Origin of the sequence: Novosphingobium sp. PC22D (assembly GCF_002556635.1) — a bacterium.
GTDB lineage: Bacteria > Pseudomonadota > Alphaproteobacteria > Sphingomonadales > Sphingomonadaceae > Novosphingobium.
Genome location: NZ_MWMO01000004.1, coordinates 94,549 through 112,050, shown reverse-complemented (window position 1 = coordinate 112,050; position 17,502 = coordinate 94,549). Strand labels below are relative to the sequence as shown.

Sequence of the window (17,502 nt, the reverse complement as noted above, 5' to 3'; positions counted from 1 at the left end):
CTGCCCGCCCGGGCTACTCCGCCGCCAGCAGCTCTTCCGCACCGCCGAGATCAACGCTGACCAGGCGGCTGACGCCCTTTTCGACCATTGTCACACCGAACAGGCGGTGCATGCGGCTCATGGTCACGGCGTTATGGGTGACGATGAGGTAGCGGGTCTCGGTCTCGCCGACCATCGCGTCGAGCAGGTCGCAGAAGCGTTCGATATTGGCATCGTCGAGCGGCGCGTCGACCTCGTCGAGCACGCAGATCGGAGCGGGGTTGGTGAGGAACAGCGCGAAGATCAGCGCGACGGCGGTCAGCGCCTGTTCGCCGCCCGAAAGCAGGGTGAGCGACTGCAGCCGCTTGCCCGGCGGCTGGGCGAAGATTTCCAGCCCGGCTTCGAGCGGATCGTCGCTGTCGATCAGCGCGAGATGCGCCTGCCCGCCCTGGAACAGCCGCGTGAACAGCCGCCGGAAGTGGCCGTCGACCGCCTCGAAGGCGGCGCGCAGGCGTTCGCGGCCCTCGCGGTTGAGGTTGCCGATCGAGCCGCGTAGCCGGTTCACGGCCTCGCTCAGCTCGGCGTGTTCGGTAAGGTTCGTGCCGTGCTGCGCCTCGGCTTCGGCAAGTTCGTCGGCGGCGACGAGATTGACCGGCCCGATCCGCTCGCGGTCGGCGACGAGCTTGTCCATGGCCGACGATTCGTCCTGCGCGGCGGCGACCTCGGCGCTTGCGAAGGCGAAGCGTTCGGGCAGCACGGGCGGCGGGCACTGGAAGCGTTCGCCCGAAAGCTGCGCCATCTCGACGCGGCGCGCATCCTCGTTCTCCGCGCGGGCGGTGGCGAGCGCGCGGGCTTCGCGGGCGCTGGCGAGATTTTCCTGCGTCCGCGCCAGCGCCGCGTCGCTCAGGCGGGCCTGTTCGGACGCTTCGGCCACCGCGCTTTCGGCTGCGGCCAGTTCGGTGCCGAGCCGGTCGCGCACGGCTTCGCCGGCCTCGATCTCGGCGATGAGCGAATCCGGCTTGGCGGCGATTACCCCCAGTTCCTCTTCGATCGCCGCAAGCCTCTGCGCGGTCTCGGCGAGGCGATTGGCGGCATCGCCCGAACGCGCCTGCCAGCTCTTCATGTCGCGCTTCTGCGCCGCCGTCCGCTCCCGCGCGACCGCGAGTGCCTGGTCGTGCGCGGCGAGCGCGGCGCTGGCACCCTGCAGCCGCTCGCGCGCGCTGTCGTGCCGCGCGCGCGCGGCGGCGAGGGCCTCGCGTCCGGCCTCGGGGTCGGGCAGTTCGGCGCGCCTGACCTCGGCGGCGTCGAGTTCGGCCTGTGCGGCTTCGCGCCGTTCGGCGAATTCGCTGCCCGAGGCTTCTAGCTCGGCGCGGCGCGCGGCATGGCGGTCGCGCGCGAGTTCGGCCTGGTCGCAGGCGCGCAGCGCGGCGCGCTCTTCGTCCGACGCCGCCGCAAGGCCGCGATCCGCCGCGACCAGCTCCGACTGAAGCGCCGCGAGCGCCTGCTGCACTTCGCCCTGCTCGGCCTCGGCTACCGCCACCGCGGCGCGGCGCGCGGGCAGCGCTTCTTCCAGTTCGGCAAGCCGGTTTTCGGCCTCGAGCCGCGCAGCCTCGGCCGCGCCTTCGCCGCGCGCGACGAAGCCGTCCCAGCGGCGCAGCAGTCCTTCGCGCGTCACCAGCCATTCGCCCGGCGCGAGCGTGCGGTCGTCGTCGTTTTCGGCGACGTGGACCAGCGCGAGCCGCGCGGCGAGTTCGGGCGGGCATTCGCGGACGTGCTCGGCAAGGCTCGCGGCCACGCGCGGCGGGGCCTGCGCGCCCGTCCAGAACCGGCCCTCGCGCCCCTCGCTGGCGCCGAGCGGGGCCTTGGCGTCGCGGCCGAGCACGGCGGCGAGCGCGCGTTCGTAGCCCGGCGCGGCGCGTACCCGGTCGATCGCGGCGGGCAGGCCGTGCGCCGACTTCGCGCCGCGCGCGCGAGCGTCGCGGTCGCGCGCCAGCGCGGCATGCTCGCGCTCGATCCCGGTGAGTTCGGCGCGTGCGGCGGACAGCGCGCTCGCCGCCGCGTCGCGCGCCGCCTGCAGCTCGCCCTTGCGCGCCTGCATCGTCTCGATCGCGGCGCGCGCTTCGGCCAGCGCCGCGGCAGCCGCCTCGCGCCGCGCCTGCGCCCGCGTCACTTCGGCTTCGGGATCGTCCGCGGCATCGAGTTCGGCGACTTGCGCGGCGTGGCGCTCGGCATCGCGCCGCACTCGCTCGAGCCGGCCGCGCGCCTGCTCGCGCTCGGCTTCGGCGATGCGCCATTCGGCATCGACCCCCGCTTGCTCGGCGGTTGCCTGCGCCAGATCGAGTTCGGCGGCGCGCGCGGCCCGCTCGGCCCGGTCGAGCGCGTCGGCAAGCTCGGGCCGCCGCGCTTCGTCCGCCTCGAGCCCGGCGAGAGCCTCGGCAAGCTCGTGTTCGAGGCGCGCGAGGGCTTCGGCGGCATCGCTGGTGATGCGGTCGGCCTGGTTGCGGTCGCTTTCGAGCTGCGCGCGCTGCCGGTCGAGGTCGGCAAGCCGCTGTTCCGCCGCTTCGAGTCGGGTCGTGAGTTCGGCCATGCGGTGACCATGGGCATTGGCGTCGTCGCGCCGGTCGGCGACTTCGTCGCGCGCCTTGGCCAGCGCGGCCGCGGCCTGCGCCTGCGCAGCCTGCGCGGCCCTGGCTTCGTCCTGCGCCCCGGCGACACGGTTCTCGGCGGCCTCGGCCTCCTTGCGCGCGCCATCGGCGGCGGCGGCGGCATCGCGCCAGCGGGCATAGACGAGCCGCGCTTCGGCAAGCCTGATCTGATCGGTGAGCGCCTTGTAGCGCCCGGCCGCGCGCGCCTGCCGCCGCAGCGCGCCGATCTGCTTGTCGAGCCCGGCCATGATGTCGTCGAGCCGGGCGAGGTTGGTCTCGGTGGCGCGCAGCTTCTGCTCGGCGTCCTTGCGGCGCACGTGGAGGCCCGCGATTCCCGCTGCTTCCTCGAGCATCAGCCGCCGCTCGGCCGGCTTGGCGGCGATGACCGCCGCGATCTTGCCCTGGCTGACCAGCGCGGGCGAATGCGCGCCGGTGGCGGCGTCCGCGAAGATCAGCGCGACGTCCTTGGCGCGCACGTCGCGTCCGTTGACGCGGTAGGCGGAGCCCGCGCCGCGCTCGATCCGGCGCAGCACCTCGAACGGGTCGCGATCGGCGCTTTCACCCGTGAGCAGGACTTCGGCGAAGGCGCGCGGCGGGCGATTGGCGGTGCCCGCGAAGATCACGTCCTCCATCCCGCCGCCGCGCATCGATTTGGGCGAGCTTTCGCCCATGACCCAGCGGATCGCTTCGAGCAGGTTCGACTTGCCGCAGCCGTTGGGGCCGACGATGCCGGTCAGCCCGGGCTCGATGCGCAGTTCGGCAGGCTCGACGAAGCTCTTGAAACCGCTGAGCCTGAGCCGACTGATCCGCATCGCAGTCCGGGCTTACCTGCGCGCGCGCATCAGCGTGCGCCCGCCTTCTGCAGCTCGGGTTCGAGCATGTCCCAGCTTGCCGTGCCCACGTTCGATCCGTTGATGAAGAAGGTCGGCGTGCCGGTGACGTTCTTCTCCTGCAGCGCCGTATCGGTCTGGTTGGCGAAGGCGGTGGCCTTGTCGACGTCGGCGAGGCAGGCGGCGGCCTGATCCTTGGCGATGCCGCGCGAGGCGAAGAAGTCGGTCATGCCGGCGGCCTGTGCGATCGCCTGGAAGCGCTGCGCCGGCGGCAGCTCGCCCGCCGCCTGCAACTGGCCCTGGTTGCCCTGGATCGTGTCGAACATCTGGCCCTGCCAGCCCCAGAACTGCTCGCTGAGCGGCAGCACCGCCTCGTCGGTGCCGCATGTGGCGAGCAGCGCGGCGGGGATGTCGAGCACGTTGAGCATGTAGAGCCGCAGCTCGTAGCTCACCCGACCGCTCGCCACGTAGTCGTCGCGCAGCGGCTCGAAGGCCTCCTTGGCGAATTCGGCGCAGTGCGAGCAGCTCAGCGCGCCGTATTCGACCAGCTTGATCGGCGCATCGGGGTTGCCCATGCGATAGCCGCCTTCCTCGGTCTTGGCGACCATATCGGTCCACGCCTTGCCGGCGGGCGGCGCGATCACCTCGATCTTCTCGCCCGAGGTGGCGCCTTCCTCGGTCTTGTCGCCGCATGCGGCGAGGCCGAGCGCGAGAGTGAGGGCGGCAAGCCCGGCGATCGATTTTCGGAATGGGAAGCGCGCTGTCACGGAATCGGTCCTCGTCGATAAGAGGGATTTGCTAGCCCAGGCGGGGCGGCGAAAGGAAGCGAAGGGCAGCGCGCAACGGTAAATCTCCACAGGTTACCCCCGGAAAACCACCGCAACGGCGCTGTTTCCTGATCAGATGCGAGCCTTTATCTGGGGCTCGAGCGATGTCCAGTCGTGCGTGCCGGCCAGCACGGCGCCGTCGATCGCGAAGCTCGGGGTGGCGTTGACGCCCAGCGCGGAGGCTTCCTGAGTCTGGTCGACGAGCGTCTTGGCCATCGCGGCGTCGCCGAGGCAGCGGGTGGTCGCGGCGCGATCATAGCCCCATTGCTCCATCATCGGATAGAACCCGAAGTCGCTCGCGATCGCCTGCATCCGCGTCGCCATGGTCCCCTCGTTCCAGCGCTTGCGCTGCGCCTCGGTGAACGAGCCGAGCTTGCCCAGCCACTTGTCCTGCGTCGCCATGAAGGCGTTGTGCTTCTTGAAGAAGGTCTCGTCGTCGCCGCAGTTGGTGAGCATCGCCACGGTCAGGTCGATCGGATCGCGCACCAGGTGCTGCACCGTGACCGAGACCTTGCCCTGCGGCACGTAGGTCAGGCGCAGCACCGCGTCGGCGTCGTGATTGAACCGCGCGCAGTGCGGACAGGTATAGCTGACGTATTCGGTGAGCTTCACCTTGGCCGCCGGATTGCCGAGCATGTGCGTGCCATTCGGCTTTTCGGCGACGGTCGCGGTCCAGTTGGGATGCGGCGGCGAGGCGGCGCCGGCCAGCGCGGCGACGGCGGCAAGGGCGATGAGGCGGATCGGGCGCTTGAACGTCATTCCTTGTCTTCCTTGTCGGGCGCGGCCCGGCCCATGCTGCGAGCCAGGGACTCGAGCACCGCGCGCAGCTCCGGGTCTCCGATGTCGCGCAGCGAATCGCCCAGTTCGACGGGCACCGGTTTGAGCGAAGGCGGCGCGGCGCGTGGTTCTGAAGCATCCGGCGCCTTAACCGTGCCTTGCCGCAGCTTGACTCGAGCGACCGCGTTGTAGCCGAAGAAGCGGTTCACCCGCTCGATGATCTCGGGCACGACATGCTGGATGATCGGCGCGTGGGCGGGCAGCACCACGAGCTGGAGAATGCCGTCGCGTTTTTCGCCGGGGGGAAAGCGGATCGATTCGGGCGTGCAGACGCGGGCGTGGCGCGCGCCGACGATCTCGGGCCAGCGCGAGACCACGCTCGACTGGACGAAGCCGAAGCGGCGGAAGGCGGTGCGCCCGACATCGGGCATGAGTTCGGAGATCGGGCGCGCCGGGCCGCCGCGCGGCCGCCGGAACGCCTTGTCGGGCAAATTGCCCTTCCGCTTCGATTCGTCCCGTTTCATTGCCCGCCCGCCAATGCCATAGCGCGGTCATGGACGCCAGTTCCAAGCCCGTCGCCGCCCGGCTGCTCGAATGGTACGACAGTCACGCGCGCGCGCTGCCGTGGCGCTCGCCACCCGGCGCGCCGCCGGGCGATCCCTATCGCGTGTGGCTTTCCGAAGTCATGCTCCAGCAGACGACGGTCGCGGCGGTGAAGAGCTACTTCGCCGCGTTCACCCGCCGCTGGCCGACCGTCGCCGATCTTGCCGCCGCTCCGGACGAGGAGGTCATGGCCGCCTGGGCGGGGCTCGGCTATTATGCCCGAGCGCGCAACCTGCTCGCCTGCGCGCGCGAGGTCGCGGGCCGGGGCGGGCGCTTTCCCGATACCGAGGAGGGCCTGCGCGCCTTGCCGGGGCTGGGCGCCTACACCGCCGCCGCGGTCGCCGCGATCGCGTTCGACCGGCGCGCGGTGGTGATCGACGCCAATGTCGAGCGGGTCGTCGCGCGCCTCTTCGCCATCGCCGAGCCGCTGCCCGCCGGCCGCGGCGCGATCCGCGCGGCGGCCGATGCGATCACCCCTCAGGCGCGCGCAGGCGACTTTGCGCAGGCGATGATGGACCTCGGCGCCACGGTCTGCACCGCGCGCGCGCCGCGCTGCCTGCTCTGTCCGCTTGCGCGGGATTGCGAGGGGCGGCGCGCCGGTGAGCCCGAGGCGCTTCCGGTCAAGGCGCCGAAGAAGGCCAAGCCGCAACGGCGGGGCCGGGCCTTCTGGATCGAGCGCGGCGATGCGGTCTGGCTGGTGCGGCGCCCGGCCAGGGGCATGCTCGGCGGCATGCGCGCCCTGCCCGACGACGGCTGGAGCGCGCGGGGCGACGGCGCCGGGACGCCGCCGCTCGCGGGGCCGTGGGACGCGGTCGGCCGCGTCGCGCACGGGTTCACCCACTTCGGCCTCGAGTTGCACATGGCGGTTTATCTCGGCGACGAATTCTTTACGCTCGCCGCGACCGACGGCGAGTGGTGGCCGCTCGAGCGGCTCGACGAGGCGGGACTGCCCACCCTGTTCGCCAAGGCCGCGCAGCTCGCGCTCGCCGCAACCGGAGAAGACGCCTGATTACCTCGACCGATGCTCTCGAAGCCGCGATCGACCGGCGCATGCTGCTGCGGCTCGGCGTGGCGGCCGGGCTCGGTGCGGCGCTCATGCCGCGCCTCGCCCATGCCGCCGCGCGGCCCGACCTCGCGCCAAACGTTCGCGCGGTCATCGAAAGGTGGGTGGGACCCGAAAAATTCCCCGGGCTCGTCGCCTCGCTCGCGCTGCCCGGCCGCGAGCCGCAGTGGATCGTGCGCGGCACCGAGGGCTTCACCGATTTCGACGAGGTGGGGCCCGACAGCCTGTTCCGCATCTATTCGATGACCAAGCCGATCACCGGCATGGCGGCGATGCAGCTCGTCGCCGACGGCAGGATGGCGCTTGACCAGCCGCTGCACGATTTCCTTCCCGCGTTTCGCGACATGAAGGTGCAGGACAGTTACGACGGCTCGATCACCGCACTGCACGACGCGCCGCGCTGGATCACGATCCGCAATCTGGTGACGCATACCTCGGGGCTGGGCTACGTCATCATCCAGAAGGGGCCCATCCGCGAGCTGATGCGCGACAAGGGCGTGGTGCCCGGCCAGATCAGCCGCATTCGCGTGCCCGGTCTGTTCCGCGGCGAAGCGGTGGAGGGCCTCGATGCCTTCGCCGAGCGGCTGGCCGGGATTCCGCTGGTCTACAATCCCGGCACGCACTGGAGCTATTCGGCCGGGCTCGATCTCATGGGCAGGGTCATCGAGATCGCCTCGGGCGAGCGTTTCGAGGATTATCTCAAGAAGACCATCTTCGATCCGGCGGGCATGACCAGCACCTGGTTCCAGGTTCCCCGGTCCGAGGCCGGGCGGCTGACCACCAATCACGCGGTGATCGCCGACATGCTCGTGCCGATCGACCCGGGCGAGGAGTCGATCTTCCTCGATCCGCCGCCTTTCGCGATGGGCGGCGCCGGGCTCGTGAGCAGCCCGCGCGACTACGACCGCTTCCTGCGCATGCTGGCCCAGTACGGCCAGATTGACGGCACGCGCGTGCTCGCCGAAAGCGCGGTGCGGATGGGCACCAGCAATCTCTTGCCCGAAGGCGTCACCCTGCCCGATAGGTTCGGCGGGCCGAACAGCGGTTTCGGCGCGGGCGGGCGGCTCGGCCTCACGGGGAGCGAGGAGGGCGTGTTCGGCTGGGCGGGCGCGGCCGGCACCGTGGCCATGGTCGACATGATCCACGGCCTGCGCTCGCAGATCTTCGCCCAGTTCATGCCGCCCCAGGCCCTCGACCTGCTGCCCGAGTTCCAGGCGGCGCTGAAAAAGGATGTCATGGCGCTCATGACCAAAGCCGAATGACCTTGCCGACGATCGCCTTTGCCGGATCGCGGCTCGACCGCGCGGACCATGTCCGCTCGGACCCCGCCGCGCTCGAGGCGCTGAAGACCTGGCGCGCGCGCCTGCTGCGGCTCGAGGGGCTCGATCCGGTGATCGACCCGGAAAGCGCGCTCGTGTGGGGGGCGCTCGACGATGCCGCGCCCGACAGCGAGCTGGTGTTCCTGGGGCTCGACGGCGATCGCGGCTGTTTCGCCGAAGTCCCCGCCGCGCTCGGCCGCGAAGGGCACTTCGCCGGTCCCGCGAGCTGGAATGCGATGGCGATCCTCTCGGCCGGCGAGCTTGCGGTCTACGGCGGCGCGCGCGCGCTCGTGGGCTGGCACGCGCGGCACCGCTTCTGCGCGGTCTGCGGCGCGCCGACCGCGCTCGCCAAGGGCGGCTGGCAGCGCACCTGCACGAGCGAGGCCTGCGCCGCCGAGCATTTCCCGCGCGTCGATCCGGTGACGATCATGCTCGTCGAGCACGAAGGGCAGGTCCTGCTGGGCCGCCAGCCCCGCTTTCCCGAGCGGCGCTATTCGGCGCTCGCGGGTTTCGTCGAGCCGGGCGAATCGATCGAGGAAGCAGTCGCGCGCGAAGTGCACGAGGAGGCCGGCGTGCGGGTGCGCGACGTGTCCTACGTCGTCAGCCAGCCCTGGCCGTTCCCCTCCTCGCTGATGATCGGCTGCCACGCCCATGCCGACGATCCGGCGATCACCATCGACGCGACCGAGCTTGACGACGCGCGCTGGTTCTCGCGCGAGGACGTCGTCGATGCGCTCGACGCGGTCGCGCGCGGCGAGCCCGGCCGCGCTTTCGGCGCTCCCCCCGCGACCGCGGTCGCGCATGTCCTCCTGCAATGGTGGGTGAACCGATAATGACCGAACCCGTACGCCTGTCGATCGACATCTGGTCGGACGTGATGTGCCCCTGGTGCGTCATCGGATATTACAACTTGCAAAAGGGGCTCGCGGAGCTCGAGGGCGAGATCGCCGCCGCCGTGCAGTGGCATCCCTTCGAGCTGAACCCCGACATGCCGCCCGAGGGCGAGGGCATGGCCGAGCACATGCTGCGCAAGTACGGGCGCGAACCCGACGCGGGGATGACCGCGCGGATGCAGGACCTCGCGGCCCAGGCGGGCTACCAGATGCGCTATCTCGGCGCGCAGCCTGAGCCGGAGCGGCGCTTGTGGAACACGCGGCGCGCGCACGTGCTGATCGCCTATGCCCATCACACCCGCGGACCCGAGGCGCAGACCCGGCTCAAGCTGGCGCTGTTCGACGCGCATTTCCAGCAGCGGCGCAACATTCACGATCCTGATACGCTGTTCGAAATTGCGGAATCTACTGGAATTCCCCGAGAAGAAGCGGCACAAGCGCTCGAAGATCGCGACCTCGTCGCCGCCGTCGCGGCCGAAGAAAACGAGGCGATGGAGATGGGCGTGACCAGTGTGCCGATGATGCTGGTCGAAAGGCGGTACATGATTCCCGGCTCGCAGGAGCCCGAAGTCTATGCCGCGAGCCTGCGCAAGGTGGCGGGGAGACTGGGGCGTGTCGAACAAGGGGCCAGCGGCTGACTATGTGATCGTGGGCGGCGGCAGCGCGGGCTGCGTGCTTGCCAACCGCCTTTCGGAGAACCCGGACATCCGCGTCGTCCTGCTCGAAGCGGGACCGGGCTCGGACGGCTTCATGAACCGGATGCCCGCCGGCGGGATGAAATCGCTCGGCGATCCCGAGAAGGACTGGTGCTTCATGACCGAGCCCGATCCCTCGCTGGGCGGGCGGCCGGCGTTCTGGAGCGCGGGGCGGATGCTCGGCGGCGGCTCGGCGGTCAACGGCATGATCTACATTCGCGGCGACCGTTCGGACTACGACCAGTGGGCGCGCGAGCTGGGCTGCACCGGCTGGAGCTGGGACGACGTGCTGCCGCTCTTCCGCAAGTCCGAGCGCTACACCGGCGAGCCGAGCCAGTCGCATTCTGCGATGGGCACGCTCGGCGTCTCGCCGCCGCGCCAGCGCCATGCGCTGACCTGTGTCTTCGTCGAGGCCTGCAAGCAGTACGGGCTGCGTGAGGTCGAGGACTATTGCGCGGGCGACGTCGACGGCGTGTTCGAGATGCTGTGCACGCAGGAAGGCGGCAAGCGCTCCAGCGCGGCGCGCGCCTTCCTCGACGCGGCGATGAAGCGCCCCAATCTCGACGTCGTGACCGGCGCCACGGTCGACCGGGTCGAGATCGAGGATGGGCGCGTCACCGCGGTCGCCTACCGCAAGGACGGCGAGGCGGCGGCCATCCGGGTGCGGCGCGAGGCGATCATCAGCGCGGGCGCGCTCAATTCGCCGGCGGTGCTGATGCGTTCGGGGTTGGGGCCCGGCGGGCACCTTGCCGCGCTCGGCATCGAAGTGGTGCGCGACATGCCCGAGGTGGGCCGCAACCTGCAGGAGCACGCGAGCTTTCATTCGATCTTCCAGGTCGACACGCGCACTTACAACCAGATGATGAAGCCGCTCGTGCTCGCGCGCGAGATGGCGCGGTACATGCTGTTCAACCGCGGGCTGATGACGATCATTCCGGTCGAGGCCATGGCCTACGTACGTTCGCGGCCGGATCTCGCCTTTCCCGACATCAAGCTGTCGTTCGGGCTGATGGCGCACGACATGGCGACGCGAAAGCCGCATGCCGTGCCCGCCTGCGTCGTCTACGCGAATGTCGCCAAGCCCGAGAGTCGCGGCGAGATCCGCCTCAGGAGCGCGGACCCGACCGACAAGGTGGTCATCGACCATCGCCTGCTCGGCAGCGACGCCGACATCGCCGCGCTGGTGCGCGGGGCCAAGCAGGTGCGCGAGATCTTCGCGATGCCCGCGATGGCTAGGCACGTCGTCCGCCAGCTCGCGCCCGATCCGCTGCCCAAGCACGACGGCGAATGGGAGCAGGCGATCCGCGCGAGCGCCGGGATCGGCTATCACCCCGTCGCGACGTGCCGGATGGGGGGCGATGCCGGCTCGGTGGTCGACCCGCGGCTGCGGGTTCGCGGCATCGACGGTCTGCGCGTCGCCGATGCCTCGATCATGCCGGTGATGCCAGCGGCAAATACCAATGCCCCTGCAATCATGGTCGGCGAGAAAGCGGCCCAGATGGTGCTGGAGGACGCCCGCGTCCCGGCATAGTCTGACCCGGGAAAGATCGAGGGAGAGAGCCATGCCGTCACCAAGCGAAACCGTCTGCGCGTTCCTCGCCCGCTGGGAAAAGCCGGGTGACCTCTATGCGGCTTTCGACGACTACTTCACGCCCGAAACGGTGTGGGAGAACGTCGGCTGGGCGACGACCGTGGGCGCGGACGAGGCCAACGCGCTCAATCGCGGCTACGAGGAGGCGCTGGGCATGACGGCGATCCGGGTGGAAAACCTCGCGGTCGCGGAAGTCGGCAACAAGGTGCTGACCGAACGGATCGACCATATCATCGGCAAGGACGGCGAAGCGATGATCTCGCCGCATGTGATGGGCATCTTCGAGGTCGAGGACGGCAGGATCACCGCCTGGCGCGACTACTTCGACACCCGCACCTACGCGCCGCCGGAGTGAGCAGGGACGCGGGACCAGTTCGGGCGCCGTGCGGGTGGTTTGGGCGTATCCGATTGTGAAGGCATGACCGCTGTCGGGGCTCGGAACCGATGCGCTGAACGTCGGGAATGTCGTGCGGAGCGGACGCCCGGCCAGCACCTCGCCCGCTCAGGCTGAGTGGAGTTGGGATGAGATCGATCAAGTGTCCGCTTTCGGCAAACGCCTTGAGAGCCCGGAACGTCTCCAATGTCGTGGGGAGCGGACGCTAAGCAAAATCCCAGTGGCTGTCATCGGATGCCCACGCTAGCAGGAGCTTCGCTCGCTCCATGAGCATTGGTGCGACTTCGCTTTCAAGTTCTCCGCTTCCTAGGCCCCAATCAGCAAGCCGTTCTCCCTTCTCCCATTGCCGGGCTGCATTGAGCCACTTCTGTCCAAACTCTCGAATGGCTTGCCGAGGACTGCGATCTCCGCAGCAGGTTGTGTAATCCGTGGGAAGGTCGCCTGAAATTGCCCACCAACCCACTGCGCCGGGGACTTTCAGGCTCTCGACAGCCCACACCGCAGCCACAGGTGCTACGTGCCATGCAGGCCAATCACCAACCTTCGCAGAGCCGAGCTTATGGCGTGAAAGGTAGCCGACGACTTCCACGCGTTGCTTGGCACACCATTCGTCTTCATCTGGGTCATCTTGGATTTCGCGCATTGATCGGAGAAGTCATCGTTTCGGCACCAAGTCAACGTCCGCAAAGTCGTCGTGTCCGGAAAGGCGGGTTTCACGCTGAAAACGCGATAAGTTGCCATGTCGGCTTTCAGGACGCCCGGCGCGGACCGCGATCGGCGGGAACGTTGTGGAATGGGGTCATTCGCTTGAGCGCCAATTCAACTTACGAGGAGCGCGAGATTTACCCTGCCGGTGCCCGACCGAATCAGACCGATGGTCCGCGCGGCGGCGGTCGAGATATCGATTACGCGATTGCCATGAAAGGGTCCGCGATCATTGATCCGCACGATGACGCTCTTGCCGTTACGAGCGTTCGTGACACGCACACGGCTGCCGAGGGGAAGTGTGCGATGTGCTGCGGTCAGCCGCTTGGGATCGAAAATCTCTCCGCTGGCTGTTCGATTGCCCGCAAGCTCGTTCCCGTAGAAACTGGCGCGGCCATTGCCTATGCCGCTTTCGGAAGGGCTTGGCACTGGTTCCGGAACATTGGCCGGTGCACGCGGCTCCAGATCGCGCACTGGTTGTGCATCGACGCTTGCCAAGCCTTTACCGAGCTTCACAATTTCCGGCGTTTCCCGGTCGTGAAACAAGGCAGCGGCGAGAATGATGGAAATTACCGCCAGTGCCACGATCCCCAGAATAAGCATTTGTCGTTGGGTTCTAAGCGTCAGAAAGACACGCAATCGCTCTCGCCGAGTTGGCATGGAAGAGGGCGGTGAGTCTGTCTTGATTGGAATGCTCATACGAATCCAACGCGTGCGCGCTTTGTATGATCCGAATAATCTTCCATCGGCACGGTCAACTGGCCTACAGGGTGGCCTTATCTTCGATTGTCCAACGAACGAAATGCCGTCGTGTCCGGAAAGGCGGGTTTCACGCTGAAAATGCGATAAGCAGCCATGTCGACTTTCAGGACGCGATCGGCAGGAAAGTCGTGGTTAGCGGACATTGAGCCTCACAGGTCCAGCCGCCCATCGAGCCACGGTGGCGCAACTCCGGGAGCGATGCCAGCTTTCGCTGGCATGACGCGTGGGGGAATGCCTCCGCATAGTCGTCGTGCCCGGAATGGCCGCCCCCAGCGCGGAATATCGGCAAAGCCGCCGCCGCGAGCGCCTACTCCTGCGTCTCGGGTGTGTGCACCACCAGCCCATCGAGCAGGGCGGTGACCGGGATCTGGCACGAGAGGCGCACGCCGGGATCGGTGTCGCCGCTCGCCTCGATCATCGGTTCCTCGATCTCGGTGACTTCGCCCGTCACCGCGCGCCATTCTTCGGGGACATGGACGCGGCAAGTGCCGCAATAGGCATTGCCGCCGCAAACCGCGAGGATCGCCTCGATGCCGTTGGCGGCCGCGTTTTCCATCAAGGAGACATCCTCGACCGCGTCGATGACCTGCTCACTGCCGTCCGCGGCGACGAATCGGATCGCGACCATCGCCTGGCGTCAGGCCGGATCGCAGGCGACGACCGCGCCGCGCAGTTCGTAGCCCTGGATCTGCGGGTTCCAGATGATGTCGGGCTCGCTCTCGAGGCGAATGCCGGGAAGGCGGAACATCGTATCGAGGAACACCCGCGTCTCGTGCAGCGCGACTTGCGCGCCGGGGCAGCGATGCGGGCCGTCGCCGAAGCTCATGTAGGGGCCGACCACCTTCATCCGCTTCGCCCGGTCGGGATCGAGTTCGAAGGGGCAGGGGCCGGTGATCGCCTCGTCGACGTTGGCCTCGCGGATGTTGAGGGCGACGACCTCGTCGGTCGCGACCCGGGCGCCCTGTTTGCCCTCGACCGGCTCCTGAGCGCGGCGGTGCAGCAGCGAGGCGACGGGCTCGAGCCGCAGGATCTCTTCGAGAATGGCGAACTGGTCGGCCTCGTCGCCGTTCAGGAAGCGCTCGCGCAGGGCGTCCTTCTCGAACATGTGCCAGGCGCACATGACGATGAATTCGCGCGTCGTCATCATGCCCGCGCCGCCGTAGCTCAGGCATTCCATCAGCATGCCCTTCTTCGAATAGTCGTTCTGCACCATGTAGGTGATCACGTCCTCGCGCGGCGCGCGGCGGCGGGCCTCGACCGCGGGCAGCAGGTCGCGCTTCCAGAAGCGGTCGACCCGCACGAGCATCTGCGCGGCGAACCTGATCGTGTTGAACAGGCCCGGCTTGCGGTTCACCGAACTGTCGAGCACGGCCTTGACCCGGTTGGCGAGGGCTTCGTTGCTGTCCGAGTTGGTCAGTCCGACAATCTCGGCGGCGACATCGACGGCCATCTGCCAGCTCAGCTCGTCGAGCGGCGCCGAACCCCTGGCCTGGAGCTTGGCGACGATCTGCCCCATCGTCCGGTCCATCACCGCGCGGTGCCGGGTGGCGATGGTCTTGGGCGCGAAGAGCCCGGCGACGGCGGCGCGGCGCTTGCGGTGTTCTTCGCCGTCGAGGAAGAAGAACGAGATCTCGCCCGGGCGCGAAAGGTCGACGTGCTCGGCCCCCGCGCCGGCCTGGCGCACCTTGGGCGAGCGCAGGATTTCCCGCGCCGCCGCGAAATCGCCGACGACCCGCGATCCCTTGTGCGGCGTGAGGTTGGCCTCGGCCACGCGCGCCGTCTTCCGATCGTCGCGGCCCGCATGGACGGGACAACCCGCTGCGCTCGCATTCATCGTTTCGATCCTCTCGTCCCTACGGGTCACGGCGATTGCCGATTCGCGATTACTGCTCTATGATCTTTGATATATCATGGATCATAGTTTGACCAGTGCCCGCGTTGATGCGGTGGATCCTCGCCGGTTGCGGACGCGCAAGGCGATGCTCGCGGCGATGCTCGCGCTGCTGGCGGAGCGCCGCTTCGAGGATATCCAGATCACCGATCTCACCCAGCGCGCCGGGGTCGGTTACGCCACGTTCTTCCGGCACTTCGCCGATCTGCGGGCCGCGCTCGAGGAAGTGGCGGGCGAGGAAATCCGCGCGCTGCTGGCAATGACGATCCCGGTGATGCGGCAGGGCGATCCGCAATTGCCGAGCGACGGCCTGGCGAGTTCGACCCGGGCCTTGTGCCAGTTCGTCGATGCGCGCCGCGCGCTCTGGCGCACGCTGCTCACCGGCGGCGCGCGCGACACGGTGCGCGCCGAATTCGTCCGCCAGGCCCGCGAATGGGCCTCGCGCTATTCGCTGCCCGAAGCGCGCGTGCCGATCGACCTGGGTACGGTGTGCTGCGCGGGCTCGACCATCGACGCGCTCGCCTGGTGGCTGGAAGAAGGCGCCGATTTCACGCCCGAAGCCTTCGCCGACTACATCGACCGGCTGATCATCCTGCCGTTCCTGCGCGAGCGGTAAGCTTGCTTCGGACCGCCAGCCGCTGACAGACGGCATCGGCCCCCGGGACGCGTCGATCCCTAGACCAGCCCCAGCTTTGCCAGCTCGCCGATCAGGCGCGGGGGCAGGACGTCGCCCTGCGTCTCGCCTTCGCCGAGATCGGCGGGCGCGTCCTTGTCCTCGAGGTAGCGCCAGCCCTGGTGGGCGCGGCGCGGGATGGTGTGAACCGGGATCAGCCGGGGCTCGAGCCGGATGTGCCAGCGCCCGTCCTCGCGCTGTTCGAAGCCCATGATCGGCGAGCGGCCGATCAGCGCGTGCTCGAAGATCCAGTAGAGCGAGCCGCCCTGCATCTCCTCGTGGCGCTTGGGCAGGTAGCGGGTCGTCATCAGCGCGCCGTCGGGCCGGCTTTCGAGCCAGGCGCGCAAGCTCGCGGGGCTTTCGGCGCGGTAGGCGATCTTGGTGATGTGGAGCGGCATCGGACCCGAGATAGGAACGCGCCGCCTAGCCGACCAGTCCGCTCGCGACGGCCAGGCCGAGGAAGGCGAAGAAACCCATCGAATCGGTGATCATCGTCACGAAGACCGAGCTTGCGACCGCCGGGTCCTGCTCGAGCCGGTCGAACAGCACGGGCACCAGCACGCCGGCGAGCCCGGCGGTGAGGATGTTGATGATCACCGCCACCGCGATCACCGCACCCAGCATCGGCGAGAAGATCAGCGCCGTCGCCAGCCCGATCAGCAGCGCCACGGTGCCCCCGTTGAGGAGCGCGACGCGGATCTCGCGCCACAGGATGCGCCGGGTGTTGGTGCGGGTGAGCTGGTTCATCGCGATCGCGCGGACCGAGACCGCCATCGTCTGCGTGCCCGCGTTGCCGCCGATCGAGGCGACCACCGGCATCAGGATCGCGAGCGCCACCAGTTTCTCGATCGCCGCGCCGAAGGCGGCGATGATCAGGCTGGCGATCAGCGCGGTGCCTAGGTTCGCCACCAGCCAGCGCACGCGCGAATAGTAGGCGCTGCGGATCGGTTCGTGGATGTCGCCTTCGCCCGCGCCCGACATGAGCAGGGCGTCCTCGCCCGCTTCCTCGGAAATGACGTGGACGATGTCGTCGACGGTAAGCTGGCCGACGAGCCGCCCGGCATCGTCGACCACCGCGGCGGAGATCAGCCCGTACTTCTGGAAGCGCAGCGCGACTTCCTCCTGGTCCATGCCGACGGGGATCAGCGTCTGGTCGCGCATCATGACATCGTGGAGCGGGATCGCGCGCGGCACGCGCAGGATCCACGAGAGCAGGCAGGTGCCGATCGGCCGGTGCATCGGATCGACGATGAACACCTCGAAGAAGTCGGTCGGCAGCGCGCGGTTGGTGCGCAGGAAATCGATGAGGTCGCCCACCGTCATGTGTTCGGGCACGGCCACGAACTCGCGGCTCATCAGGCGGCCGGCGGACTCGTCGGGATAGGCGAGCGCCGCCTCGATGGCGACGCGGTCTTCCGGATCGAGTTCGGCGAGGATCGCGCGCTGGTCCTCGCGGTCGAGGTCCTCGATCATCGCCACCGCGTCGTCGGTCTCGAGCTGCTCGGCGATGCCCGCGACGACTTCGGGCGGCAGGCCCTCGACCAGCGCCTCGCGGACGTGGTCGTTGAGCTCGGCGATCACTTCGACCCCCATCAGGTCGCGGATCGCGCGGGCGAGAGCGAGCCGGTCCTCCTCGTCGGTCAGCTCGAGCAGGTCGGCGACATCGGCGGGGTGGAGCGGCTCGACGAGGTCGTAGACCTTGCCCTCGTCCTCCTCGTAGAGCGCATCGAGCACGTTGCGCACGAACTCGGGCCTGAGGCGGTTTTCCTCGTCGTGGACCTCCTCGGGCGCCTCGTCCTCAGGCGCATCGGCCTTCGGCAAGACGGCGTCTTCGAGTTCCTCGGGAGTCATGGTC

16 protein-coding genes are annotated in these 17,502 nt (G+C 68.9%); 7 read left to right on the top strand and 9 right to left on the bottom strand.

What is annotated here, in order from left to right; genetic code table 11:
• Positions 1-13 precede the first annotated feature (13 nt).
• The 4 genes from smc to B2G71_RS08805 all read right to left on the bottom strand — a co-directional run bounded on the left by smc (position 14) and on the right by B2G71_RS08805 (position 5,582).
• Complete coding sequence (smc, locus tag B2G71_RS08820; protein ID WP_098105394.1) at positions 14-3,436, bottom strand: chromosome segregation protein SMC; 3,423 nt, start codon at positions 3,434-3,436, stop codon at positions 14-16.
• Between the two features lie 29 nt (positions 3,437-3,465).
• Positions 3,466-4,221 (bottom strand): thioredoxin domain-containing protein, encoded by a 756-nt coding sequence (locus B2G71_RS08815; RefSeq protein ID WP_206049357.1) that lies wholly within the window; start codon positions 4,219-4,221, stop codon positions 3,466-3,468.
• 132 nt (positions 4,222-4,353) lie between these two features.
• Positions 4,354-5,040, bottom strand: a complete 687-nt coding sequence (locus B2G71_RS08810; protein WP_098105393.1) for a thioredoxin domain-containing protein — start codon at positions 5,038-5,040, stop codon at positions 4,354-4,356.
• A complete protein-coding gene (locus B2G71_RS08805) occupies positions 5,037-5,582 on the bottom strand; it encodes a DciA family protein (protein ID WP_098105392.1) in 546 nt (181 codons plus the stop codon). Before B2G71_RS08805 ends, B2G71_RS08810 begins: the two co-directional genes overlap by 4 nt.
• 29 nt (positions 5,583-5,611) lie before the next feature.
• Between B2G71_RS08805 and B2G71_RS08800 the strand changes: the two genes are divergently transcribed.
• The 6 genes from B2G71_RS08800 to B2G71_RS08775 are packed head-to-tail and all read left to right on the top strand — an operon-like array spanning position 5,612 to position 11,577.
• A complete protein-coding gene (locus B2G71_RS08800; RefSeq protein ID WP_098105391.1) occupies positions 5,612-6,670 on the top strand; it encodes an A/G-specific adenine glycosylase in 1,059 nt (352 codons plus the stop codon).
• Positions 6,671-6,711: 41 nt separating this feature from the next.
• Positions 6,712-7,986, top strand: a complete 1,275-nt coding sequence (locus tag B2G71_RS08795; protein WP_098105390.1) for a serine hydrolase domain-containing protein — start codon at positions 6,712-6,714, stop codon at positions 7,984-7,986.
• Positions 7,983-8,876 (top strand): NAD(+) diphosphatase, encoded by an 894-nt coding sequence (gene nudC, locus B2G71_RS08790; protein WP_098105389.1) that lies wholly within the window; start codon positions 7,983-7,985, stop codon positions 8,874-8,876. The genes B2G71_RS08795 and nudC overlap by 4 nt, the downstream gene beginning before the upstream one ends.
• Positions 8,876-9,574, top strand: a complete 699-nt coding sequence (locus tag B2G71_RS08785; protein WP_098105388.1) for a DsbA family oxidoreductase — start codon at positions 8,876-8,878, stop codon at positions 9,572-9,574. The genes nudC and B2G71_RS08785 overlap by 1 nt, the downstream gene beginning before the upstream one ends.
• On the top strand, positions 9,549-11,162 hold the full coding sequence (locus B2G71_RS08780; RefSeq protein ID WP_206049356.1) for an FAD-dependent oxidoreductase: 1,614 nt from the start codon (positions 9,549-9,551) through the stop codon (positions 11,160-11,162). The genes B2G71_RS08785 and B2G71_RS08780 overlap by 26 nt, the downstream gene beginning before the upstream one ends.
• 31 nt (positions 11,163-11,193) lie before the next feature.
• Complete coding sequence (locus B2G71_RS08775) at positions 11,194-11,577, top strand: limonene-1,2-epoxide hydrolase family protein (protein ID WP_098105386.1); 384 nt, start codon at positions 11,194-11,196, stop codon at positions 11,575-11,577.
• 858 nt (positions 11,578-12,435) lie between these two features.
• On the opposite strand, the gene B2G71_RS08765 is transcribed toward B2G71_RS08775, so the two are convergent.
• From B2G71_RS08765 to B2G71_RS08755, 3 genes are all read right to left on the bottom strand, one after another.
• Positions 12,436-12,960 (bottom strand): septal ring lytic transglycosylase RlpA family protein, encoded by a 525-nt coding sequence (locus B2G71_RS08765; RefSeq protein ID WP_240530068.1) that lies wholly within the window; start codon positions 12,958-12,960, stop codon positions 12,436-12,438.
• 430 nt (positions 12,961-13,390) lie between these two features.
• Positions 13,391-13,711, bottom strand: a complete 321-nt coding sequence (locus B2G71_RS08760) for a 2Fe-2S iron-sulfur cluster-binding protein (RefSeq protein WP_098105383.1) — start codon at positions 13,709-13,711, stop codon at positions 13,391-13,393.
• Positions 13,712-13,720: 9 nt separating this feature from the next.
• Positions 13,721-14,917 carry a cytochrome P450 gene (locus B2G71_RS08755; RefSeq protein ID WP_098105382.1) on the bottom strand — a complete coding sequence of 399 codons (1,197 nt, stop codon included), beginning with the start codon at positions 14,915-14,917 and terminating at the stop codon, positions 13,721-13,723.
• A gap of 127 nt (positions 14,918-15,044) precedes the next feature.
• On the opposite strand from B2G71_RS08755, the gene B2G71_RS08750 reads away from it, so the two are divergent.
• The gene (locus B2G71_RS08750) at positions 15,045-15,590 is read left to right on the top strand and encodes a TetR/AcrR family transcriptional regulator (RefSeq protein WP_098105381.1); all 546 of its coding nucleotides are present in this window, start codon (positions 15,045-15,047) and stop codon (positions 15,588-15,590) included.
• 59 nt (positions 15,591-15,649) lie between these two features.
• Here B2G71_RS08750 and B2G71_RS08745 read toward each other — a convergent pair whose 3' ends face one another.
• Both B2G71_RS08745 and mgtE read right to left on the bottom strand, forming a co-directional pair.
• Entirely contained in the window at positions 15,650-16,045 is a 396-nt protein-coding gene (locus B2G71_RS08745; protein WP_098105380.1) for a DUF1489 domain-containing protein, read from the bottom strand.
• Positions 16,046-16,070: 25 nt separating this feature from the next.
• Positions 16,071-17,498 carry a magnesium transporter gene (gene mgtE, locus B2G71_RS08740; protein WP_098105379.1) on the bottom strand — a complete coding sequence of 476 codons (1,428 nt, stop codon included), beginning with the start codon at positions 17,496-17,498 and terminating at the stop codon, positions 16,071-16,073.
• Between the last annotated feature and the right edge of the window lie 4 nt (positions 17,499-17,502).